The sequence below is a fragment of the Paenochrobactrum pullorum genome (genome assembly GCF_041929845.1).
Taxonomy (GTDB): Bacteria; Pseudomonadota; Alphaproteobacteria; order Rhizobiales; family Rhizobiaceae; genus Paenochrobactrum; species Paenochrobactrum pullorum.
Genome location: NZ_JBHEEH010000001.1, coordinates 1,110,916 through 1,128,703, shown reverse-complemented (window position 1 = coordinate 1,128,703; position 17,788 = coordinate 1,110,916). Strand labels below are relative to the sequence as shown.

At 49.4% G+C, this 17,788-nt stretch carries 18 protein-coding genes; 11 read left to right on the top strand and 7 right to left on the bottom strand.

The features are described from left to right. The first annotated feature begins 238 nt into the window (after positions 1-238). The 10 genes from rpsF to JNC77_RS05350 all read left to right on the top strand — a co-directional run bounded on the left by rpsF (position 239) and on the right by JNC77_RS05350 (position 10,477). A complete protein-coding gene (gene rpsF / locus JNC77_RS05395) occupies positions 239-679 on the top strand; it encodes a 30S ribosomal protein S6 (RefSeq protein ID WP_374830131.1) in 441 nt (146 codons plus the stop codon). 3 nt (positions 680-682) lie between these two features. Further along, positions 683-931, top strand: a complete 249-nt coding sequence (rpsR, locus tag JNC77_RS05390; protein ID WP_094506475.1) for a 30S ribosomal protein S18 — start codon at positions 683-685, stop codon at positions 929-931. A gap of 193 nt (positions 932-1,124) precedes the next feature. Beyond that, positions 1,125-2,084, top strand: coding sequence for a DUF2232 domain-containing protein (locus JNC77_RS05385; protein WP_374830129.1), 960 nt, complete (start codon positions 1,125-1,127; stop codon positions 2,082-2,084). Positions 2,085-2,114: 30 nt separating this feature from the next. After that, positions 2,115-2,693, top strand: coding sequence for a 50S ribosomal protein L9 (rplI, locus tag JNC77_RS05380; RefSeq protein ID WP_374830127.1), 579 nt, complete (start codon positions 2,115-2,117; stop codon positions 2,691-2,693). A 235-nt stretch (positions 2,694-2,928) separates the two neighbouring features. After that, a complete protein-coding gene (locus JNC77_RS05375) occupies positions 2,929-4,242 on the top strand; it encodes a cyclopropane fatty acid synthase (RefSeq protein ID WP_374830125.1) in 1,314 nt (437 codons plus the stop codon). Between the two features lie 109 nt (positions 4,243-4,351). Beyond that, the gene (locus JNC77_RS05370) at positions 4,352-5,869 is read left to right on the top strand and encodes a replicative DNA helicase (RefSeq protein WP_374830123.1); all 1,518 of its coding nucleotides are present in this window, start codon (positions 4,352-4,354) and stop codon (positions 5,867-5,869) included. 37 nt (positions 5,870-5,906) lie between these two features. Then, a complete protein-coding gene (gene radA, locus JNC77_RS05365; protein WP_374830121.1) occupies positions 5,907-7,304 on the top strand; it encodes a DNA repair protein RadA in 1,398 nt (465 codons plus the stop codon). Between the two features lie 95 nt (positions 7,305-7,399). After that, complete coding sequence (locus tag JNC77_RS05360) at positions 7,400-7,975, top strand: CvpA family protein (RefSeq protein ID WP_374830119.1); 576 nt, start codon at positions 7,400-7,402, stop codon at positions 7,973-7,975. A gap of 218 nt (positions 7,976-8,193) precedes the next feature. Beyond that, positions 8,194-9,684 (top strand): amidophosphoribosyltransferase, encoded by a 1,491-nt coding sequence (purF, locus tag JNC77_RS05355; protein ID WP_374830117.1) that lies wholly within the window; start codon positions 8,194-8,196, stop codon positions 9,682-9,684. 52 nt (positions 9,685-9,736) lie between these two features. Beyond that, positions 9,737-10,477, top strand: a complete 741-nt coding sequence (locus JNC77_RS05350; RefSeq protein ID WP_374830115.1) for an SDR family NAD(P)-dependent oxidoreductase — start codon at positions 9,737-9,739, stop codon at positions 10,475-10,477. Positions 10,478-10,548: 71 nt separating this feature from the next. Here JNC77_RS05350 and pssA read toward each other — a convergent pair whose 3' ends face one another. From pssA to JNC77_RS05320, 6 genes are all read right to left on the bottom strand, one after another. Further along, the gene (pssA, locus tag JNC77_RS05345) at positions 10,549-11,352 is read right to left on the bottom strand and encodes a CDP-diacylglycerol--serine O-phosphatidyltransferase (protein WP_374830531.1); all 804 of its coding nucleotides are present in this window, start codon (positions 11,350-11,352) and stop codon (positions 10,549-10,551) included. A gap of 74 nt (positions 11,353-11,426) precedes the next feature. Continuing rightward, on the bottom strand, positions 11,427-12,125 hold the full coding sequence (locus JNC77_RS05340) for a phosphatidylserine decarboxylase (RefSeq protein ID WP_374830113.1): 699 nt from the start codon (positions 12,123-12,125) through the stop codon (positions 11,427-11,429). A gap of 89 nt (positions 12,126-12,214) precedes the next feature. Beyond that, entirely contained in the window at positions 12,215-12,358 is a 144-nt protein-coding gene (locus JNC77_RS05335; RefSeq protein ID WP_374830111.1) for a hypothetical protein, read from the bottom strand. A gap of 54 nt (positions 12,359-12,412) precedes the next feature. After that, a complete protein-coding gene (locus JNC77_RS05330; protein WP_374830109.1) occupies positions 12,413-14,275 on the bottom strand; it encodes an ABCB family ABC transporter ATP-binding protein/permease in 1,863 nt (620 codons plus the stop codon). A 46-nt stretch (positions 14,276-14,321) separates the two neighbouring features. After that, positions 14,322-14,663 (bottom strand): ArsR/SmtB family transcription factor, encoded by a 342-nt coding sequence (locus tag JNC77_RS05325; protein ID WP_374830107.1) that lies wholly within the window; start codon positions 14,661-14,663, stop codon positions 14,322-14,324. Positions 14,664-14,719: 56 nt separating this feature from the next. Next, positions 14,720-16,060 carry a LysM peptidoglycan-binding domain-containing protein gene (locus JNC77_RS05320; RefSeq protein WP_374830105.1) on the bottom strand — a complete coding sequence of 447 codons (1,341 nt, stop codon included), beginning with the start codon at positions 16,058-16,060 and terminating at the stop codon, positions 14,720-14,722. Between the two features lie 171 nt (positions 16,061-16,231). Between JNC77_RS05320 and JNC77_RS05315 the strand changes: the two genes are divergently transcribed. Next, positions 16,232-16,834, top strand: a complete 603-nt coding sequence (locus tag JNC77_RS05315; protein WP_374830103.1) for an LOG family protein — start codon at positions 16,232-16,234, stop codon at positions 16,832-16,834. 22 nt (positions 16,835-16,856) lie between these two features. Here the strand turns inward: JNC77_RS05315 and rarD are convergent, their stop codons facing one another. Next, the gene (gene rarD, locus JNC77_RS05310; RefSeq protein ID WP_374830101.1) at positions 16,857-17,774 is read right to left on the bottom strand and encodes an EamA family transporter RarD; all 918 of its coding nucleotides are present in this window, start codon (positions 17,772-17,774) and stop codon (positions 16,857-16,859) included. Between the last annotated feature and the right edge of the window lie 14 nt (positions 17,775-17,788).

Here is a 17,788-nt window from a genome sequence, read left to right as displayed (position 1 = left end):
AAAAACGCTTATGAGCCACACATTCATTGCTCGGCGTCAGCTGGGGGCTGAACGGAGGATCATGTTGGTTGTTCTTATAACAACGACTTGAGAAGCAACAAAGCGCTTCATCTCCCGTGTCTCCGCTCTCGATCGTCTCGACCAGCGTCCTTTCTTCCCGCAATAGCGGTTAAGGAGAAGTCGCAGAGGCTTAGCCGTTGATTTCGAGCCAATGAGAAACAGAAGAAAGGCAAAGCCAATGGCTCTTTATGAACATGTGCTCCTTGCCCGACAGGATATTACGCAGCAGCAAGTTGATGCCCTCGTTGAACAGTTCAAGGGTGTCCTCGAAGCTAATGGCGGTAAAGTCGGGCGCATTGAGAACTGGGGTCTTCGTCCCCTGACTTATCGCGTTAAAAAGAATCGTAAAGCTTACTACACACTTCTCAACATCGATGCCCCTGCGGCAGCTGTTGCTGAAATGGAACGCCAGATGCGCATCAATGAAGATGTTCTGCGCTTCCTCACAGTACGTGTAGAAGAACACGAAGAAGGCCAGTCGGCAATGCTGACACGCCGTGATGACCGTCGCGAACGCGACGACCGTTTCGGCCGTGATGACGATCGTCCACGTCGCCCTCGCGATGGTGACCGCGGTCCACGTCGTCCACGTGATAACGAAGCTGGCGAAGGAGCATAAATTATGGTTGATATCAATCAGATCCCAACACGCCGCCCGTTCCATCGTCGTCGTAAAACTTGCCCGTTCTCTGGTCCTAATGCACCAAAGATCGATTACAAGGACATCAAGCTTTTGCAGCGTTACATTTCAGAACGCGGTAAAATCGTTCCTTCACGCATCACAGCTGTGAGCCAGAAGAAGCAGCGCGAACTCGCTAAAGCGATCAAGCGCGCACGTTTCCTCGGCCTGCTGCCATATGTTGTGAAATAAGTTTTGCTTTGCGGGCGGTGCTTTTGCATTGCCCGCAAGTCTCTTCTACTCTATACGCACTAAAACCTTCTGCGATGAGCGCAGGTCAGGTTCACTTTTAAAACTCGAGTTGGGGTTTGAGCGGTTTAAACCGAAACCTCTAACTGCAATGGCCAAGAACGCTCAAATTCTTGCGCGCAGGACAGCGGAACTTATGAAATTCGATAAAACCATCATTGGCGTCGGCATACTTGCAGGATTGGCTTCTGCATTAATGTCGTCTGGCGTCATTGCCCAATCGGGCATTGCGATGGTTTTGTATTTCCTGACACCATTACCAATTTTTGTGGCAGCACTCGGCTGGGGTTCAACTGCTGGAATCATCGCAGCTGTTGCTGCAACGGCAACAGTCAGCGTCGTCAGTGTGCCGATGGCAGCAGTGCTTATTGCGCTGACCAGCTTTATTCCGGCAGCAATCGGCGCTTATCTTTCAGGTCTAGCGCGTCCTGCCAGTGATCTGGGCGGCTCTGCCAATATTCTGGTCTGGTATCCCCTCTCCGAGATCATCTTCCGCTTAGCGCTGATGGTTGCCATCAGCTTCATCATCATCGGCTATATCATTGGCTTTGGTGAAGATATGGTGCGCGAATTGACCGCACAAGTGATGGAACGCCTTAAAGAAGCTGAACCAGCCTATCATTCCGATGCCGATATGCAGGCGACATTGACCTCCATTTTGATGGTGGTCTTGCCAGCCATGCAGCCAGCCATCGCGCTTGCAGCTCTCGTCGGTAATCTTTATCTGGCGCTACGCCTGACCGGTGCATCCGGTCGCCTGAGACGTCCGCGTGATGACTGGCCGACCACTTTGCGCATGCCGGTTGCAGCACTCGGCGTTTTTGCCGTTGCACTGGCATTGTCTTTCTTTGGTGCAAGTCTTGCTCAGGCAGCTCTTGTCTTTGTCGGTACACTTGGCACCGGATTTTTGTTCTCCGGTTTTGCCATCATGCATCAGCGCACCCGAGGCATGAGCCTGCGCCCGCTGATTCTGTGGCTCGCTTATGTCGGTATTATGCTGCTGGCACCACTGCTTCTCATCTTCTTTGTTATCGGCCTGTTCGACACAACCCGCACAGCGCCGGTTTCAAAGAGACAAAAAACTGATCAATCGTAATTTTACACACACACTCGAAAGGAATATCCCATGGACGTTATTCTCCTGGAACGTATTGCCCGCCTCGGCCAGATGGGCGAAACTGTAAAAGTTAAAGACGGCTTTGCCCGCAACTTCCTTCTCCCACAGGGCAAAGCTCTGCGTGCGAACGAAGCTAACCTGAAGAAGTTCGAAGGTCAGCGCGCTCAGCTCGAAGCACAGAACCTGGAACGTAAAAACGAAGCTCAGGCTGTTGCAGACAAGCTCGAAGGAAAAAGCTTTGTTGTTGTTCGTTCAGCTGGTGAAACCGGTCAGCTTTATGGTTCAGTTTCAACACGTGATATCGCTGATATCATCACTGAAGCCGGCTTCTCGCTGCACCGCAACCAGGTTGAACTCAACCACCCAATCAAAACGATTGGTCTTCACAATGTTTTGATCGTGCTGCATCCTGAAGTAGAAGTAACCGTTGCTGTTAACGTTGCCCGTTCGGCTGAAGAAGCTGAACGTCAGGAAAAAGGTGAAGACCTGACTTCAATCGAAGCTATCTATGGCATTGAAGAACAGACTTTATCTGAAGAAATCGACGAAGAAGAATTCGAAGTTTCAGAAGAAGAAGAACAGGCTTAATTGCCAAGATATTCGGGGCAATCCCGCATCTTTTTAAATAAAAAGATGATGTAAAAGTAATGCCCGGCAGAAATGTCGGGTATTTTCTCTTTTCAGAACCAAAAAAGTGCTTATTCTGTACAGCAGTAGCAGACTGTTTAAGGTGTAAGTGGGGCAATCCGCGCCAGCCCTTAACGATTAAAAGCGCGGATCGGCATCACTTCATCATCCAGTCCTTCAGTTGGGGAGATTGGCGATGAATGGACTTTTACATACGGTTTTGAAGCGCATCATCAAGACCGGCAATCTGTCCGTGACAGATTTCAAACAAAATACCACCCGTTATGGTGACGGCAGTGGCCCTCACCTGCATATCCGTTTTAATACGCCTCATGCCGAACGAGCGATTGCATTTGATCCTGAGCTTCAGCTTGGCCAGTGCTATATGGACGGCGAGCTGGATGTGATTGAGGGTGATATTTACCTCCTCTTGCAAATCGTCTTTGAAAATACGGGGCCCTATGCGGCTACCCAGCCATGGATGCGGGCAATTGCCTTTGCGCGCCGCAGTCTTCGTCGCCTACAGCAGATGAATAACATCATGCGCTCGTCAAAAAACGTCAAAAGCCATTATGATCTGTCGGGTGCGCTTTATGATTTATTTCTCGATCCCGACAAGCAATATTCCTGCGCTTATTTTGAAACTCAGACAAGCACTTTGGCTGAAGCGCAGTTGGCCAAAAAACGCCATATCGCTGCCAAGCTTTTGATTAATGAAGGCGATAAACTGCTGGATATCGGCTGTGGCTGGGGTGGCTTGGGCCTTTATATGGCGCGCTATCTCGAGGCTGATGTGACCGGAGTGACTTTATCGGAGGAACAACATGCAATTGCCAACCAGCGTGCTGCACAAGAAAATTTAAGTCACAGCGCTAAATTTGAACTCAAAGACTATCGCCATCTCACCGACCAATATGACCGCATCAGTTCTGTGGGGATGTTTGAACATGTGGGCGTCGGTCATTTTGCTGAATATTTCCAGCATGTGGCACGACTGCTTAAAAAAGACGGTGTCTTTTTATTGCACTCGATTGGCCGCAGTGATGGCCCCGGCGCGACTAATCCTTTTATTCGTCACCATATATTTCCCGGAGGTTATATTCCTGCACTCTCGGAAGTTTTACCCCACATTGAAAAGGCAGGATTGATCGTCACCGACATTGAAATCCTGCGCCTTCATTATGCCGAAACACTCAAAGCTTGGCGTGAAGCTTTTATGGCGCGGCGCGATGAAGCTAAAGCGCTCTATGATGAACGCTTTTGCAGAATGTGGGAATTTTATCTGGCCGGTTCCGAGAGCGCCTTCCGCTGGCAGGATATGATGGTGTTCCATATTCAAATTGCGCATCGGCAAGAATCGGTACCCCTTACCCGCAACTATATTGAAGTTGAGGAAAAGCGCTTACGCAGGCTTGATAGTATGCGGGCAAGTGCCAATACTGAAAGCCGCAATCATACATTCACACAGAATGAACGGAAGATGTCACATAGTCCCTGTGAATCAGTGTGAATCATGCTATCGCCTGTACCCTCATCGCTTCAGATGAGGTACATATATTGGTAATCCGGTTGGCTTAGACGTTTTCAGCCGGATTTTTCAAAATATAGGGCATGAGATTATGGCGGAAGCAACGGTACACAAACTAACCGAACCACGGGGCGAAGGCCGCGATGGTCAAGGCGGGCTTTACCGTGAAACTCCGAACAATATTGAGGCCGAACAGGCTCTGCTCGGCGCAATTTTGATCAATAATGATGCATTTTATCGCGTTTCAGATTTTCTGAAGCCAACGCATTTTCATGAACCGCTGCATAAACGCATTTATGAAATTACCAGTGATTTGATCCGTGTAGGCAAAATGGCCAATCCGGTAACGATGAAAACTTTTCTTCCGGCGGAAGAAAAAGTCGGTGATCTGACGGTTTTCCAATATGTGCTGCGCCTTGCTGCCGAAGCGGTTACCGTTATTAACGCTGAAGACTATGGCCGCGCGATTTATGATCTCGCCACGCGTCGCTCCCTTATCAATATTGGTGAGGAAATGGTCAATGTCGCCTATGATGCGCCCGTGGATATGGCACCACAAAGCCAGATTGAAGATGCCGAGCGCCGCTTGTTTGAACTGGCTGAAACCGGCCGTTATGACGGTGGTTTCCAAGCATTTAAAGATGCAGTGACAACAGCCGTTGATATGGCCAATGCCGCCTTCATGCGTGACGGCCATCTCTCCGGTGTTTCAACCGGCATTCAGTCGCTGGATGTCAAGATGGGCGGTTTGCAGCCTTCCGACTTGATCATTCTCGCGGGGCGTCCGGGGATGGGTAAAACTTCGCTTGCGACCAATATCGCCTTCAACATTGCCAATGCCTATGAAGGCGAGCAACAAGCGGATGGCAGCATTAAAGCAATCAACGGCGGCGTTGTCGGGTTCTTCTCGCTCGAAATGTCGGCTGAACAGCTCGCCACACGTATTATCTCCGAGCAGACAGAAGTTTCGTCTTCGAAAATCCGCCGCGGTGATATTACCGAAACCGATTTTGAAAAACTGGTCGCCTGCTCACAGGTGATGCAGAAAATTCCGCTCTATATTGACCAGACGGGTGGTATCTCCATTGCGCAGCTCGCCGCACGTGCGCGCCGCTTGAAGCGTCAGCGCGGCCTTGATGTTCTGGTGATCGACTATGTCCAGCTGATGACTGGTTCTTCCAAAGCCTCCTCGCAAAACCGCGTACAGGAAATTACCGAAATCACCACTGGTTTGAAAGCCTTGGGCAAGGAGCTGAATGTGCCGATCATCGCGCTCTCACAGCTCTCCCGACAAGTGGAAAGCCGTGACGACAAACGTCCGCAGCTCTCGGATTTACGTGAATCGGGTTCGATCGAGCAGGATGCTGACGTGGTACTTTTCGTGTTCCGTGAAGAATATTATGTCAAAAACCTTGAACCGCGTGACGAATTCGATCCGAAATATGACGAATGGAAAATGCAGTTTGAAAAGGTCAAAGGCACGGCGGACGTTATTATTGCCAAGCAGCGTCACGGGCCAACCGGTACTGTTAAACTCGCCTTCCAGTCAGAATTCACCCGCTTTGCGGATCTGGCTGAAGGATCTTATGTACCGGAACAATATGAATAGGTTTTCACTGCCGATGGCTTTACAAAAGGTATAACGAATGGCCAAAGCCAGAGTGCAGTTTATCTGCCAAAACTGCGGCACCGTGCATACGCGCTGGGCTGGGAAATGCGATAGCTGTGGCGAATGGAACACACTTGTCGAAGAAGGCACCAATAGCGGTATCGGCAGCGGCCCCTCATCTTTGCGCAGCGCCCGAAAAGGGCGCGCCGTCACCCTTACCTCGCTTGACGGTGAGATTGAAGATGCACCACGCATTTCTTCGGGTATTGCCGAGTTAGACCGTGCCACAGGCGGCGGCTTTGTGCGCGGCTCAGCGCTTCTGATCGGTGGTGATCCAGGTATTGGTAAATCCACCCTTTTGACACAAGCCGCAGCAGCACTTGCCAATCAGGGGCATCGCATTGTCTATGTTTCAGGCGAAGAAGCGGTTGCGCAAATTCGGCTCCGTGCGCAGCGTTTAGGCGTTGCGTCTTCTCCGGTTGAACTTGCTGCCGAAACCAATGTTGAAGATATTCTAGCAACGATTGCCGGCAATAAGCGCCCCGATCTGGTGATTATCGATTCTATCCAGACCCTTTGGACAGATTTGGCCGATAGTGCACCCGGAACCGTGACGCAGGTGCGCTCTTCAGCGCAAGCAATGATCCGCTACGCCAAGCAGACCGGCGCTGCCGTGGTGCTCGTTGGTCACGTTACCAAAGAAGGTCAGATAGCTGGCCCTCGCGTGGTCGAGCATATGGTAGACGGGGTGCTTTATTTTGAAGGCGAAGGTGGTCATCATTACCGTATCCTTCGCACCGTCAAAAACCGCTTTGGCCCCACCGACGAAATAGGCGTTTTTGAAATGTCCGATAAAGGTTTGCGTGAGGTTGCCAATCCGTCCGAATTATTCTTAGGCGAACGCAATGAAAAAGCACCAGGGGCTGCGGTTTTTGCGGGCATGGAAGGCACACGACCTGTTCTGGTAGAAATTCAGGCACTGGTTGCCTCTTCAACCCTTGGAACGCCCCGGCGTGCCGTGGTGGGATGGGATAGCAGCCGTCTTTCAATGATTCTGGCCGTGCTTGAATCCCATTGCGGTGTGCGCTTCGGCCAGCATGATGTTTACCTCAATGTGGCCGGTGGTTATCGTATTTCCGAGCCGGCGGCCGATTTAGCTGTGGCGGCAGCGCTTGTTTCCTCCATTGCAGCTATTGCCCTTCCGGCCGATAGCGTTTATTTCGGCGAGATCAGTCTTTCTGGTGCTATTCGTCCGGTGTCCCACCCCGTGCAGCGTTTGAAGGAAGCTGAGAAGCTTGGTTTCAGGCATGCGATAGTCCCAGGTGGCAGCAGCGAGTTATGGAAAAATGCTAAATTCCGTTTAACCGAAAAAGTTGCGCTGGCCGATATGGTTGTAGATATTGCCACTTCGGGACAAGGCAAAAAGAACGATTAAAACTGGGTGTATAAATCGCCCGATGAATGAAAGCTGACTTGCAAAATGCCACAGGCATGCAAGGATAGAGTTTAAGTAGATTAAGGACAGGCCGAATGCCAATCACCCTTCTTGATGGAATTCTTCTTGGAATCACACTCGTATCCGCCGTTCTGGCGATGGTACGGGGTTTTTCACGGGAAGTGCTTTCGGTCGCTTCCTGGGCAGCAGCAGCCGCTGCCGCTTATCTGTTTTATCCAAAAGTCCTGCCATTCATTCAGCCTTATGTCACCAGTGACACATTGGCGAAAATTGCAGCCTTAGCAGCGGTTTTCCTCGTCGCGCTGATTATTGTTTCCATTATCACCATGAAAATTGCCGATTTCATCATCGACAGCCGCATTGGTGCGCTTGACCGCACATTGGGCTTTTTGTTTGGTGCAGCACGCGGCATCTTGTTAATGGTTGTCGCCATGCTGTTCTTCAACTGGTTGGTCAGCACCGATCAGCCTGCTTGGGTAGCCAATGCCAAATCCAAGGCGTTTCTTGATAATCTGGGAGAAAAACTGGTTGAACTCCTGCCAGCAGATCCGGACACCAGCTTTATTGACAAGCTGAAGCCAAATCACAACGACCCTGCAAATGCAGATCAAAATAGCGCACCTGCTCCGGAAGCAGAACCGGCACAATAAAATTGATAATTTCAAATAAAGCCATGGGAATTCTTTTCTGTGGCTTTTTTGCTTTTTAGCATTTTGTTAGATCACACCAGATCAAAATTTGACCAGAAAACACGCCTGATACCGGTGGTTAAAAGCTTTTTGCGGCAACAACTCTTTGCTTCCAATGAAAAGTGCTTCTGTGTTAGAGAGTGTTTTTAATTGCTCTGCAATCGAAAGGCCTTGCGGCAATGATACATAGTAATGCTGATAAAACCCCATATATGCTGGACGAAGATTCTTTACATGAAGAATGCGGTGTCTTTGGTATTTTAGGCCATAAAGATGCGGCGGCGCTGACAGCGCTTGGCCTGCACGCCCTTCAGCATCGCGGACAAGAAGCGGCAGGTATTGTTACCTTCAACAATAATCGCTTTCATTCCGAGCGTCATATGGGGCTGGTCGGTGATCATTTTACTGATCCTGCAACATTGGCACAGCTTCCGGGCGATCTGGCAATCGGTCATGTGCGCTACTCCACCACCGGCGAAACTATCTTGCGCAATGTGCAGCCATTGTTTGCCGAATTGGAAGTGGGCGGTATTGCGATTGCCCATAATGGTAATTTCACCAATGGTTTGACACTGCGCCGTCAACTGATTGCAGCGGGTGCCATCTGCCAGTCCACATCCGACAGCGAAGTGGTCTTACATCTTTTTGCCCGCTCCCGTCATACATCCTCCATTGATCGTTTTGTTGATGCCATCCGTCAGGTTGAAGGCGGTTATGCCGTTCTCGCCATGACCCGCACCAAACTGATCGCAGCGCGTGATCCTGTCGGCATCCGTCCGCTTGTAATGGGCGAACTCGACGGAAAACCGATTTTCTGCTCAGAAACCTGTGCGCTTGATATTATCGGTGCGACTTTCATTCGTGATGTGGAAAACGGCGAAGTCATCGTGTGTGAATTACAGCCGGACGGCTCCATCACCACCCAATCCATCAAGCCGGAAAAACCACAGTCTGAACGTCTTTGCATGTTCGAATATGTTTACTTTGCCCGTCCTGATTCCGTTGTTGGCGGCCGCAATGTTTACAATGCGCGCAAAAACATGGGTTTCAATCTGGCCAAAGAATCACACGTTAATGCTGACGTGGTGGTGCCTGTTCCTGATGGCGGCACACCGGCGGCTATCGGCTATGCACAGGCAAGCGGCATTCCGTTCGAGCTTGGCATTATCCGCAACCATTATGTTGGCCGAACATTCATTGAGCCGACCCAGCAAATCCGAGCGCTTGGCGTGAAGCTGAAACATTCAGCCAACCGTGAAATCATCGAAGGCAAACGCGTTATCCTCGTTGATGACTCGATTGTGCGCGGAACGACTTCTGTCAAAATCGTGCAAATGATCCGCGATGCGGGCGCGGCCGAAGTGCATATCCGCGTTGCCAGCCCGATGATTTTCTATCCCGACTTCTACGGCATCGACACACCCGACGCAGAAAAGCTGCTCGCAAATCAGTATAAAGATATGGATGCGATGTGCCGCTATATCGGTGCAGATTCACTTGCATTCCTGTCGATTGATGGACTTTACCTTGCCGTTGGCGGCGAGCCACGCAATAATGATCATCCGCAGTTTACAGACCACTATTTCACCGGAGATTACCCGACACGCCTGCTCGATCAGGACAATGAAAACAATATCCATAATTTATCATTATTGGCCAGCAACGGGTAACAAATAATGGCTAACGCTGACCAGTAATCTTCTAACATATGACAGGATTGGTATGAGCATCGACCTTAACGGCCGTCTGGCTCTGGTGACCGGCGCATCGCGCGGCATCGGATATTTCCTTGCACTGGAGCTTGCAAAAGCTGGTGCACATGTGATTGCAGTTGCCCGCACGGTAGGCGGACTGGAAGAACTGGATGATGAAATCCGCAAGCAAGGCGGTTCGGCGACGCTCGTACCACTTGATTTAACCGACTTCCCTGCTCTCGACCGATTGGGCGGCTCTATTCACGAGCGCTGGGGCAAGCTCGATATTATGGTTGCCAATGCTGGCGTGCTTGGCACCATTTCACCAATCGGTCATGTAGAAGCCAAGACCTTTGAAAAGGTAATGAATATCAACGTAACCAGCACATGGCGTCTCATCCGCTCGGTTGACCCGCTTTTGCGCGCCTCTGATGCGGGGCGGGCTATCGTGTTGTCATCCGGCGTTGCGCACACAGCCCGCGCATTCTGGGGCCCTTATGCGGCATCCAAGGCTGCTGTTGAAGTTTTGGCGCGAAGCTGGGCAGAGGAAACTAAAAACAGCTCTCTGCGGGTCAACTCTGTCAATCCCGGCCCTACCCGTACTGCCATGCGCGCACAAGCTATGCCGGGTGAAGATCCGGATAGCCTGCCGCATCCGCAAGATGTCGCTAAAAAGATCGTGGCGCTTGCCGATCCTACTCTGACGCTTACCGGCAAATTATTTGATGTGCCGAAAGATCGTTTTCTTGATTACCATCTGCCGGATTAATTTTCTGCAGATTGATATGCCCATAAAAAAAGGCTCTGTTTTCACAGAGCCTTTTTTGTAACTATCAATTGTTAGATAATGCTTTCGTGATCATCGGTTGCGGGCATGCTGCTGTTACATTTTTCAGAAGCCTCACAACGGTTCCAAGCAACCCAGCTCAATGGAATGATAAAGGTGTAAGCAATAGCCGTGACAGTCAGCGTATACCATGTATAGCTTGTCAGCAGACCGACATAGATCACCACACAGAGAATAAGCGGTGCGACCAGATCGCGGCGAATATAGCTGCCTGCAGTTTTGCCATTATAAACAGGCAGGCGGCTCACCAGCAAAAAAGCAACCAGAACCGTGAAACCGGCGGCAACAAAGGCCAGCGTCTTAGTTGGAACCAGACCTAAAAAGCCCAAATAAACCGGTAGCAATACCAACATGGCGCCAGCTGGGGCCGGAACGCCGATGAAGTAATTGTTTTGCCAAGCAGGACGGTTCGGGTCTTCTGTCATAACATTGAAACGTGCCAGACGAAGACAACAGGCGATTGCGTATAAAAGTGCCGCTGTCCAACCAAATGAACGTGCCTGATCCAGCATAAATGAATAGAGCACCAAGGCCGGAGCCACGCCGAAATTTACAATATCGGCAAGTGAATCCATCTGCGCGCCGAATTTGGAAGAGCCCTTCATCATCCGCGCGACACGTCCGTCGAGGCCATCCAGGAAAGCCGCAATCAGCACCATCATGACCGCAAGTTCGAAGCGGTTTTCAAATGCCAACCGAATACCGGTCAGTCCGGCGCAAATTGCCAGCACTGTAATGATATTGGGAATAATGATACGCAGCGGAATTTGCGAAAGCCGGGGCCCCCGACTTTCCATAATAACTGTATCGCCTTCAGCATTTGCCTTGTCAGCGCTGCTATCTTTTTCCGGAAACCCAGTTTCCATTTGTATCAACCAATCCGTACTGTTGGTTCTGAGTGGTCTGTGTCAAATTCGGCCAGCACAGTTTCACCCGCAACAGCCGTTTGACCAACAGCAACACGCGCAACTGCACCTTCCGGCAGATAAACATCGAGACGGGATCCGAAGCGGATAAGACCGAAACGCTCCCCCACCGACAATGTGTCATCTTCATTCGACCAGCAAATGATCCGGCGTGCGACAAGACCTGCGACCTGCACAACAGCCACTTTACCCTTAGGACTATCGATCAAAACGCTGTTGCGCTCGTTTTCAGCACTCGATTTATCAAGCTCTGCGTTTAAAAATTTACCCGGACGATGAATGATTTTTTCAATCTGACCGCGAACCGGTGCACGGTTGATATGCACCGAAAACACATTCATGAAAACGGAAATACGTGTGCGTGGCTGATCACCCAAACCAAGTTCTGCCGGCGGCACATAAGCACCGACAAAGGACACTTTACCATCGGCCGGACTAATGACCAGCCGGTCATCCATCGGCGTCACACGTTCGGGATCACGATAGAAATAAATGCACCAGATGGTGAGAACCATACCCACCCAGAAAAGCGGGTTCCACAGCCATCCCAAAATTAATGAGACAACAAAAAAACCGGCAATGAATGGATATCCCTCACGGTGGATAGGGACAAATGTATTACGAATTGAATCGGCAAGGCTCATCAGTTCATCCTCGAGTTTTGCAGATACTTACTGCATTCTGGCCAAAAACAAAACCATTTCGGCAGCTATTCACGTTTCATGACATTGTTTCACATAATTGCAGCGATAATCGCACATTTTAAATCGGTTTTGATTGCCAATATCCCCATTTTTTCAACGTAAACTATTTTATCCGCCTTAATAACAAGGTGAATATGGATAAAAATAAAGGCGGCTTTCGTAGGAAATTCCACGAAAGCCGCCTTTTATCAAATATTTAAGAGAATGTTTTGAGAAAGAGATTCTGCTTATAAAATACCCAGATCATCGCTTTCACGAACTTGCCGCAAACGTTCTTCTGCCTCCGTTGCTTCACGCTGACGATCCCACATCGAAGCATAAAGTCCTTTTTGTGCGAGCAGTTGGCGATGGGTTCCTTTTTCAGCAATAGCGCCTTCTTTCAACACGATAATTTCATCGGCATTAATTACGGTCGACAAACGGTGCGCGATTACCAAAGTCGTGCGGTCACGGCTGACGAGATCAAGAGCCTGCTGAATTTCCTGCTCGGTTGCTGTATCCAGAGCCGATGTCGCTTCATCCAAAATCAGGATTGGCGGGGCTTTCAAAATGGTACGGGCAATCGCTACACGTTGCTTTTCACCACCTGATAATTTCAAGCCACGCTCGCCCACCATCGCCTGATAGCCCTCTGGCAAATGCTTGATGAAGCCGGAAATTTTCGCCAGTTCTGCTGCACGCTCCACTTCTTCTTCACTTGCAGACATACGGCCATAACGGATATTATACGCAATCGTGTCGTTGAAAAGAACAGTGTCCTGCGGCACCATGCCGATTGCGTGGCGCAAGCTTTCCTGCTGCACATCACGTACATCCTGCCCGTCGATGGTAATGGTCCCGGACTGAATATCGTAAAAGCGGAAGAGTAAACGTGACAATGTTGATTTACCCGCGCCCGACGGCCCGACAATTGCCACCGTTTTACCGGCCGGCACTTCAAAACTGATCCCCTTCAAAATCGGGCGCAACGGATCATAGGCAAAATACACATCATCAAAGCGGATAGCGCCCTCATGAACGATCAGTGGTGTAGCTTGCGGTTTATCTTGCACTTCCTGATCGACATCAAGAAGATCAAACATCTGTTCAATATCGGTCAAACCCTGACGGATTTCACGATAGATAAAGCCGATGAAATTAAGTGGAATAGACAACTGCATCAACAGCGCATTGATGAAAACAAAATCACCTAAGGACTGTGTACCGGCTTTGACCTCCATTGCCGACATCACCATTACGATGGCCATGCCAACACCGAAAATAACTGCCTGCCCGAAGTTGAGCCAGCCAAGCGATGTCCATGTCTGGGTGGCGGCTTTTTCATAGCGCGCCATTGCCCCGTCAAAGCGTTTGGCTTCCATGGCTTCATTGCCGAAATATTTAACGGTTTCGAAATTCAGCAAGGAATCGATGGCTTTAGTGTTGGCTTCCGTATCGGAATCGTTCATTTCGCGACGGATATTAATGCGCCAATCGCTGGCTTTGATGGTAAACCATGTATAAGCCCAAACGGTAATCGCCACCACTGCCAGATATGAAAAGCCATATGAATAAGCAAAAATGAAGGCTGTCAGTGCAAATTCCAGCACCGTGGGAGCGGTATTCAGAATGGTAAAGCGGACAATGGTTTCTATGCCCTTGGTACCACGCTCAATGACACGAGACAGGCCACCGGTGCGGCGCTCAAGATGAAACCGCAGCGATAATTGGTGCATATGGACAAAGGTTTTATAAGCCAATTGGCGCACGGCATATTGGCCGACACTGGCAAATAGCGCATCACGCAATTGGTTCAAACCAGCCTGAATGATACGTGCGGCATTATAAGCCACCACAAGCATCACAGCGCCAATCAAAATGGCCGGAATGAAATCCGGTGCATTCAACTGGCCGTTCAGCGCATTAGTAACCCATTTGAAAAAGTAAGGCACCGAGATCAGCACCAGCTTGGCGATGACCAAATAAAAGCTGGCCCAGATCACCCGCATACGCAAATCAGGACGCTCTGCAGGCCACATATAGGGCCACAAATTACGCAATGTCCGGAAAGTTTGTCCGGATTCGGCAGAAACAGTCTTGCCATTATTCATAAGATTATCTTTCAGGGAATTCGTATCAGCGATTAATCATCAGAGATCAATCGCAGGTCGGCGGCCTTACGCATGAGAGAGTGAGTTGGGCAAAGTGATCTTTGATATAGTCAAGCCTTGCGTGATTAACCCTGTAGCGCGAGTTCTGCCGTTCGGCACGGAAATCAATCAGCCCCGCCTGTACCAAAACTTTTAAATGTTGGGAAACGGTTGACTGGGCAAGATCATGCCCGCCGACAATGTCTTTGCAGCATGCTTCATGCATGCTTAATTGCCGTAAAATAGTTAATCGTACAGGATGAGCCAGCGCCGCATAAATGCGAGCCGCCTCTTCATCCTCAATTTTATAGGTAGCCAGTGAACAGGCTTGTGTGTTTTGATCTTTCATCGTAAATCGTCGATATACGATGAAAGATCAAATTACAAGCTTTAGTTATGACGCATTTATTGGCTCGGTTGCGTTTCACGCAAAGCATTGGCCGCATCGTTTTCGGACAATGGCTCACTGGGCATAGTGAAAACCTGTCCGGGCCAGATCAAATCCGGATTACGGATTTGGTCACGATTGGCCAGATAAATCGTTGTATAACGTGTGCCCTTGCCATAAGTACGCTTGGAGATTGTCCAGAGATTGTCACCTTTTCGAATGATGACGGAGCCTCTGACATTTTCCAAAGCCTGTGCAGATGCTTTATCATTATGTGGTACTTGTTGCGGCTGCGGTTGGCTTTTACCATCCTGAGCACTTAAGCGTTGCTCTTTCACAGATGGTGCAACGGCGGAAATATTGTCGCCAGCCTCCCGACGGAACGGCACACGTGCGCTGGCAATGACCTTCTGGTTTTTGTTCAGCAAATCTGCACGAATGATATAATCACCAACGGCCAGAGGTTGTTGACTTTCAACTAAAAAACGTCCTTCCGGCGACACATTGCTGCGGCCAAGCATTTTCTCATTGGCATAAACAATCACGCTGTGATCAGTCTTGGCCTGTCCGGCAATGTAGATTGTATTGCCTTCAATTTCGACAGCTTCAACAGCAATTGGCGCATCAATTACAGAAGCTGAACCATCATTGGATGCGCTTGCATCAGTACCATTCGTTTGTGCTGACTGATCACCATCATTATTCTGCGCATTCGCATCATCTGTTTGCGGCTTGGTGATCATGCGGCTTGCCTGTCCCGGTTCTTCCACCAGTGCCAGCACCTGTCCGTTTACATTATCAGGGATGGAAACAATCGCGGTTTGCGCCGATGTTGCCGCTTTATTATCTGTGCTTGTGCTGCGCAGAACCAAACTGTGATCACCTGGCTTCAACACCTCATCAAAGGCAATCACAAAATCACCATTCTCGCTCGCTTTGACAGAACCCAAAACGCGTGAACCCAACAGAACATCAACCTCGGCGCCCGGCAAAGATTTACCGGCAATCACCACGCCGCCATTCGGCTCGACACGAACCAGATCAAAAACCGGCACATCCACGCCCGCTGTTGAGGCAGTATTCGCATCAGACTCTTTATTCTCTGTTGTTGTTTGAGGTTCAACAGCAGCAGGTTCGACAGTTTTTGCCTCAGCGTCTGTTTTTTGTACAGGCTCTGTCGCTTGTGGTGGGGTTGCTTTGGGTGCTGTTTTTGTTTCAACAGGTGCTTGCGCTACCGGCTGCGATACATCCGTGCCTTTAATGGGCGTATTTTTAACGGGAAAACCACAAAACGCCAGCACTCCTCCTAGAATGACAACAACAGCAAAACCTACCAAAGCATATCGGCTCTTTTGCATTTTTCTTTATCCTTCACACGGCCGCTTTTACAGTGGTTTACAGCCTTTTTCTCAACACTACAAGAAAGCTGCACATCGACAAGATAAACTATCCGCTTTATGTTTGAGCCTCACCATTCAAACAGTTATAAAACCTTCAAATTTTCATATTCATAGCAGTTCAGGTATAATATGTCCGAGATCAAATCCATTTGCGTATATTGCGGTTCTTCAACCGGCAACAATCCCGCCTATCGTGAAGCGGGGCTTACATTAGGCCGCTCTCTCGCTGAACATAAAATCCGCCTTGTTTATGGTGGCGGCACCAAAGGCATTATGGGCGCTGTAGCCGAAGGCGTTATGCAAAATGGCGGCCAAGTGCTCGGCATCATTCCGGAATTTTTGATTGCCAAAGAAGCCAGTGATACGAGTCTCAATCATTTGAGCGAAGTGATGATCACCAAAGATATGCATGAACGCAAACATTTGATGTTCCAGCATTCCGATGCTTTCATCACACTGCCCGGCGGCATTGGTACCGTTGAAGAAATCGTTGAAATGATGACATGGGCACAGCTTGGTCGCCATAAAAAACCAATGGTTTTTGCCAATATCAACCAATTCTGGCAGCCTATGCTTACTCTCATAGATCATATGCGCCGTGAGGGCTTTATTCATACCAATCACCAGTTACAGCCTTTAGTGATTGATGAAGCCGAAGACATTGTTCCGACAATTTTAGCGCAAAACGGCAGTGATAAATCCGGCGATGCCGATATTATCAGCCGTATGTAAGAGGCATAATAAACAGGCTGAATTATTCAGCCTGTTTATTGGCGCGATATTGCGTGAAACTTGACCAGCTATAAATGACCAGCCCAATCCAGATCAGCATAAAAGCACCCAAATCAATGATCTCAAATGGTTCTTTGAAGACAAAAACCGCAATCAAGAACATCAGGGTAGGCGCTGTATATTGCATCAACCCTAAGGTCATATAACGCAATAGTTTGGCACCTTTGGCAAAGAGAATAAGCGGAATGGCCGTAAACGGCCCCGCCAGCACCAGCCAGCCAATATCTGTCCAGGTGCCATGCACAAAGTGATCCTGCCCCTTGCCGACCAACATGACGAAATAGATAAATGCCGGCAAAAAGACGATCATGATTTCCAGCGTGAAGCCCGGCAAAGCGGCAATCGGCATTGACTTACGGAAGAAACCATAAAGGCTGAATGTCAAAGGCAATGCCAGTGAAATCCACGGCAAGCCGCCATGGCTGATAGCCAGCAAAACAACGGCAGCAGCGGCAAAACCAATGGAAGCCCACTGCGCTTTGCTCAAACGCTCGTTGAGAAAAAGGCTCGCCAACAGCACGTTCAACAATGGGTTGATGTAATAGCCAAGAGCTGATGCAACCGTTTGACCATGTTCAATCGCCCAGACATAAATCAGCCAGTTTGAGGTCACCAAAAAACCTGTTACCAAGCCCATACCGACCAATTTTGGTTGGCGCAATATGGCTATCATCTCTTTCAGCTGCCCCGACAGAGCGAGCAAAATGACAGCCACCGGCAATGACCAGATGACACGGTTTACAACTACTTCAAGGCTGGGAATATAGCTTACCATCTTGAGGTAAAGTGGCAATGCGCCCCATAAAGCATAAGCGCTTAATGCATAGAAAAATCCACGCGCACTATCATTGCTCGTTACTGGTGATGATGACTTAGTCATGAATGTCCAAACAA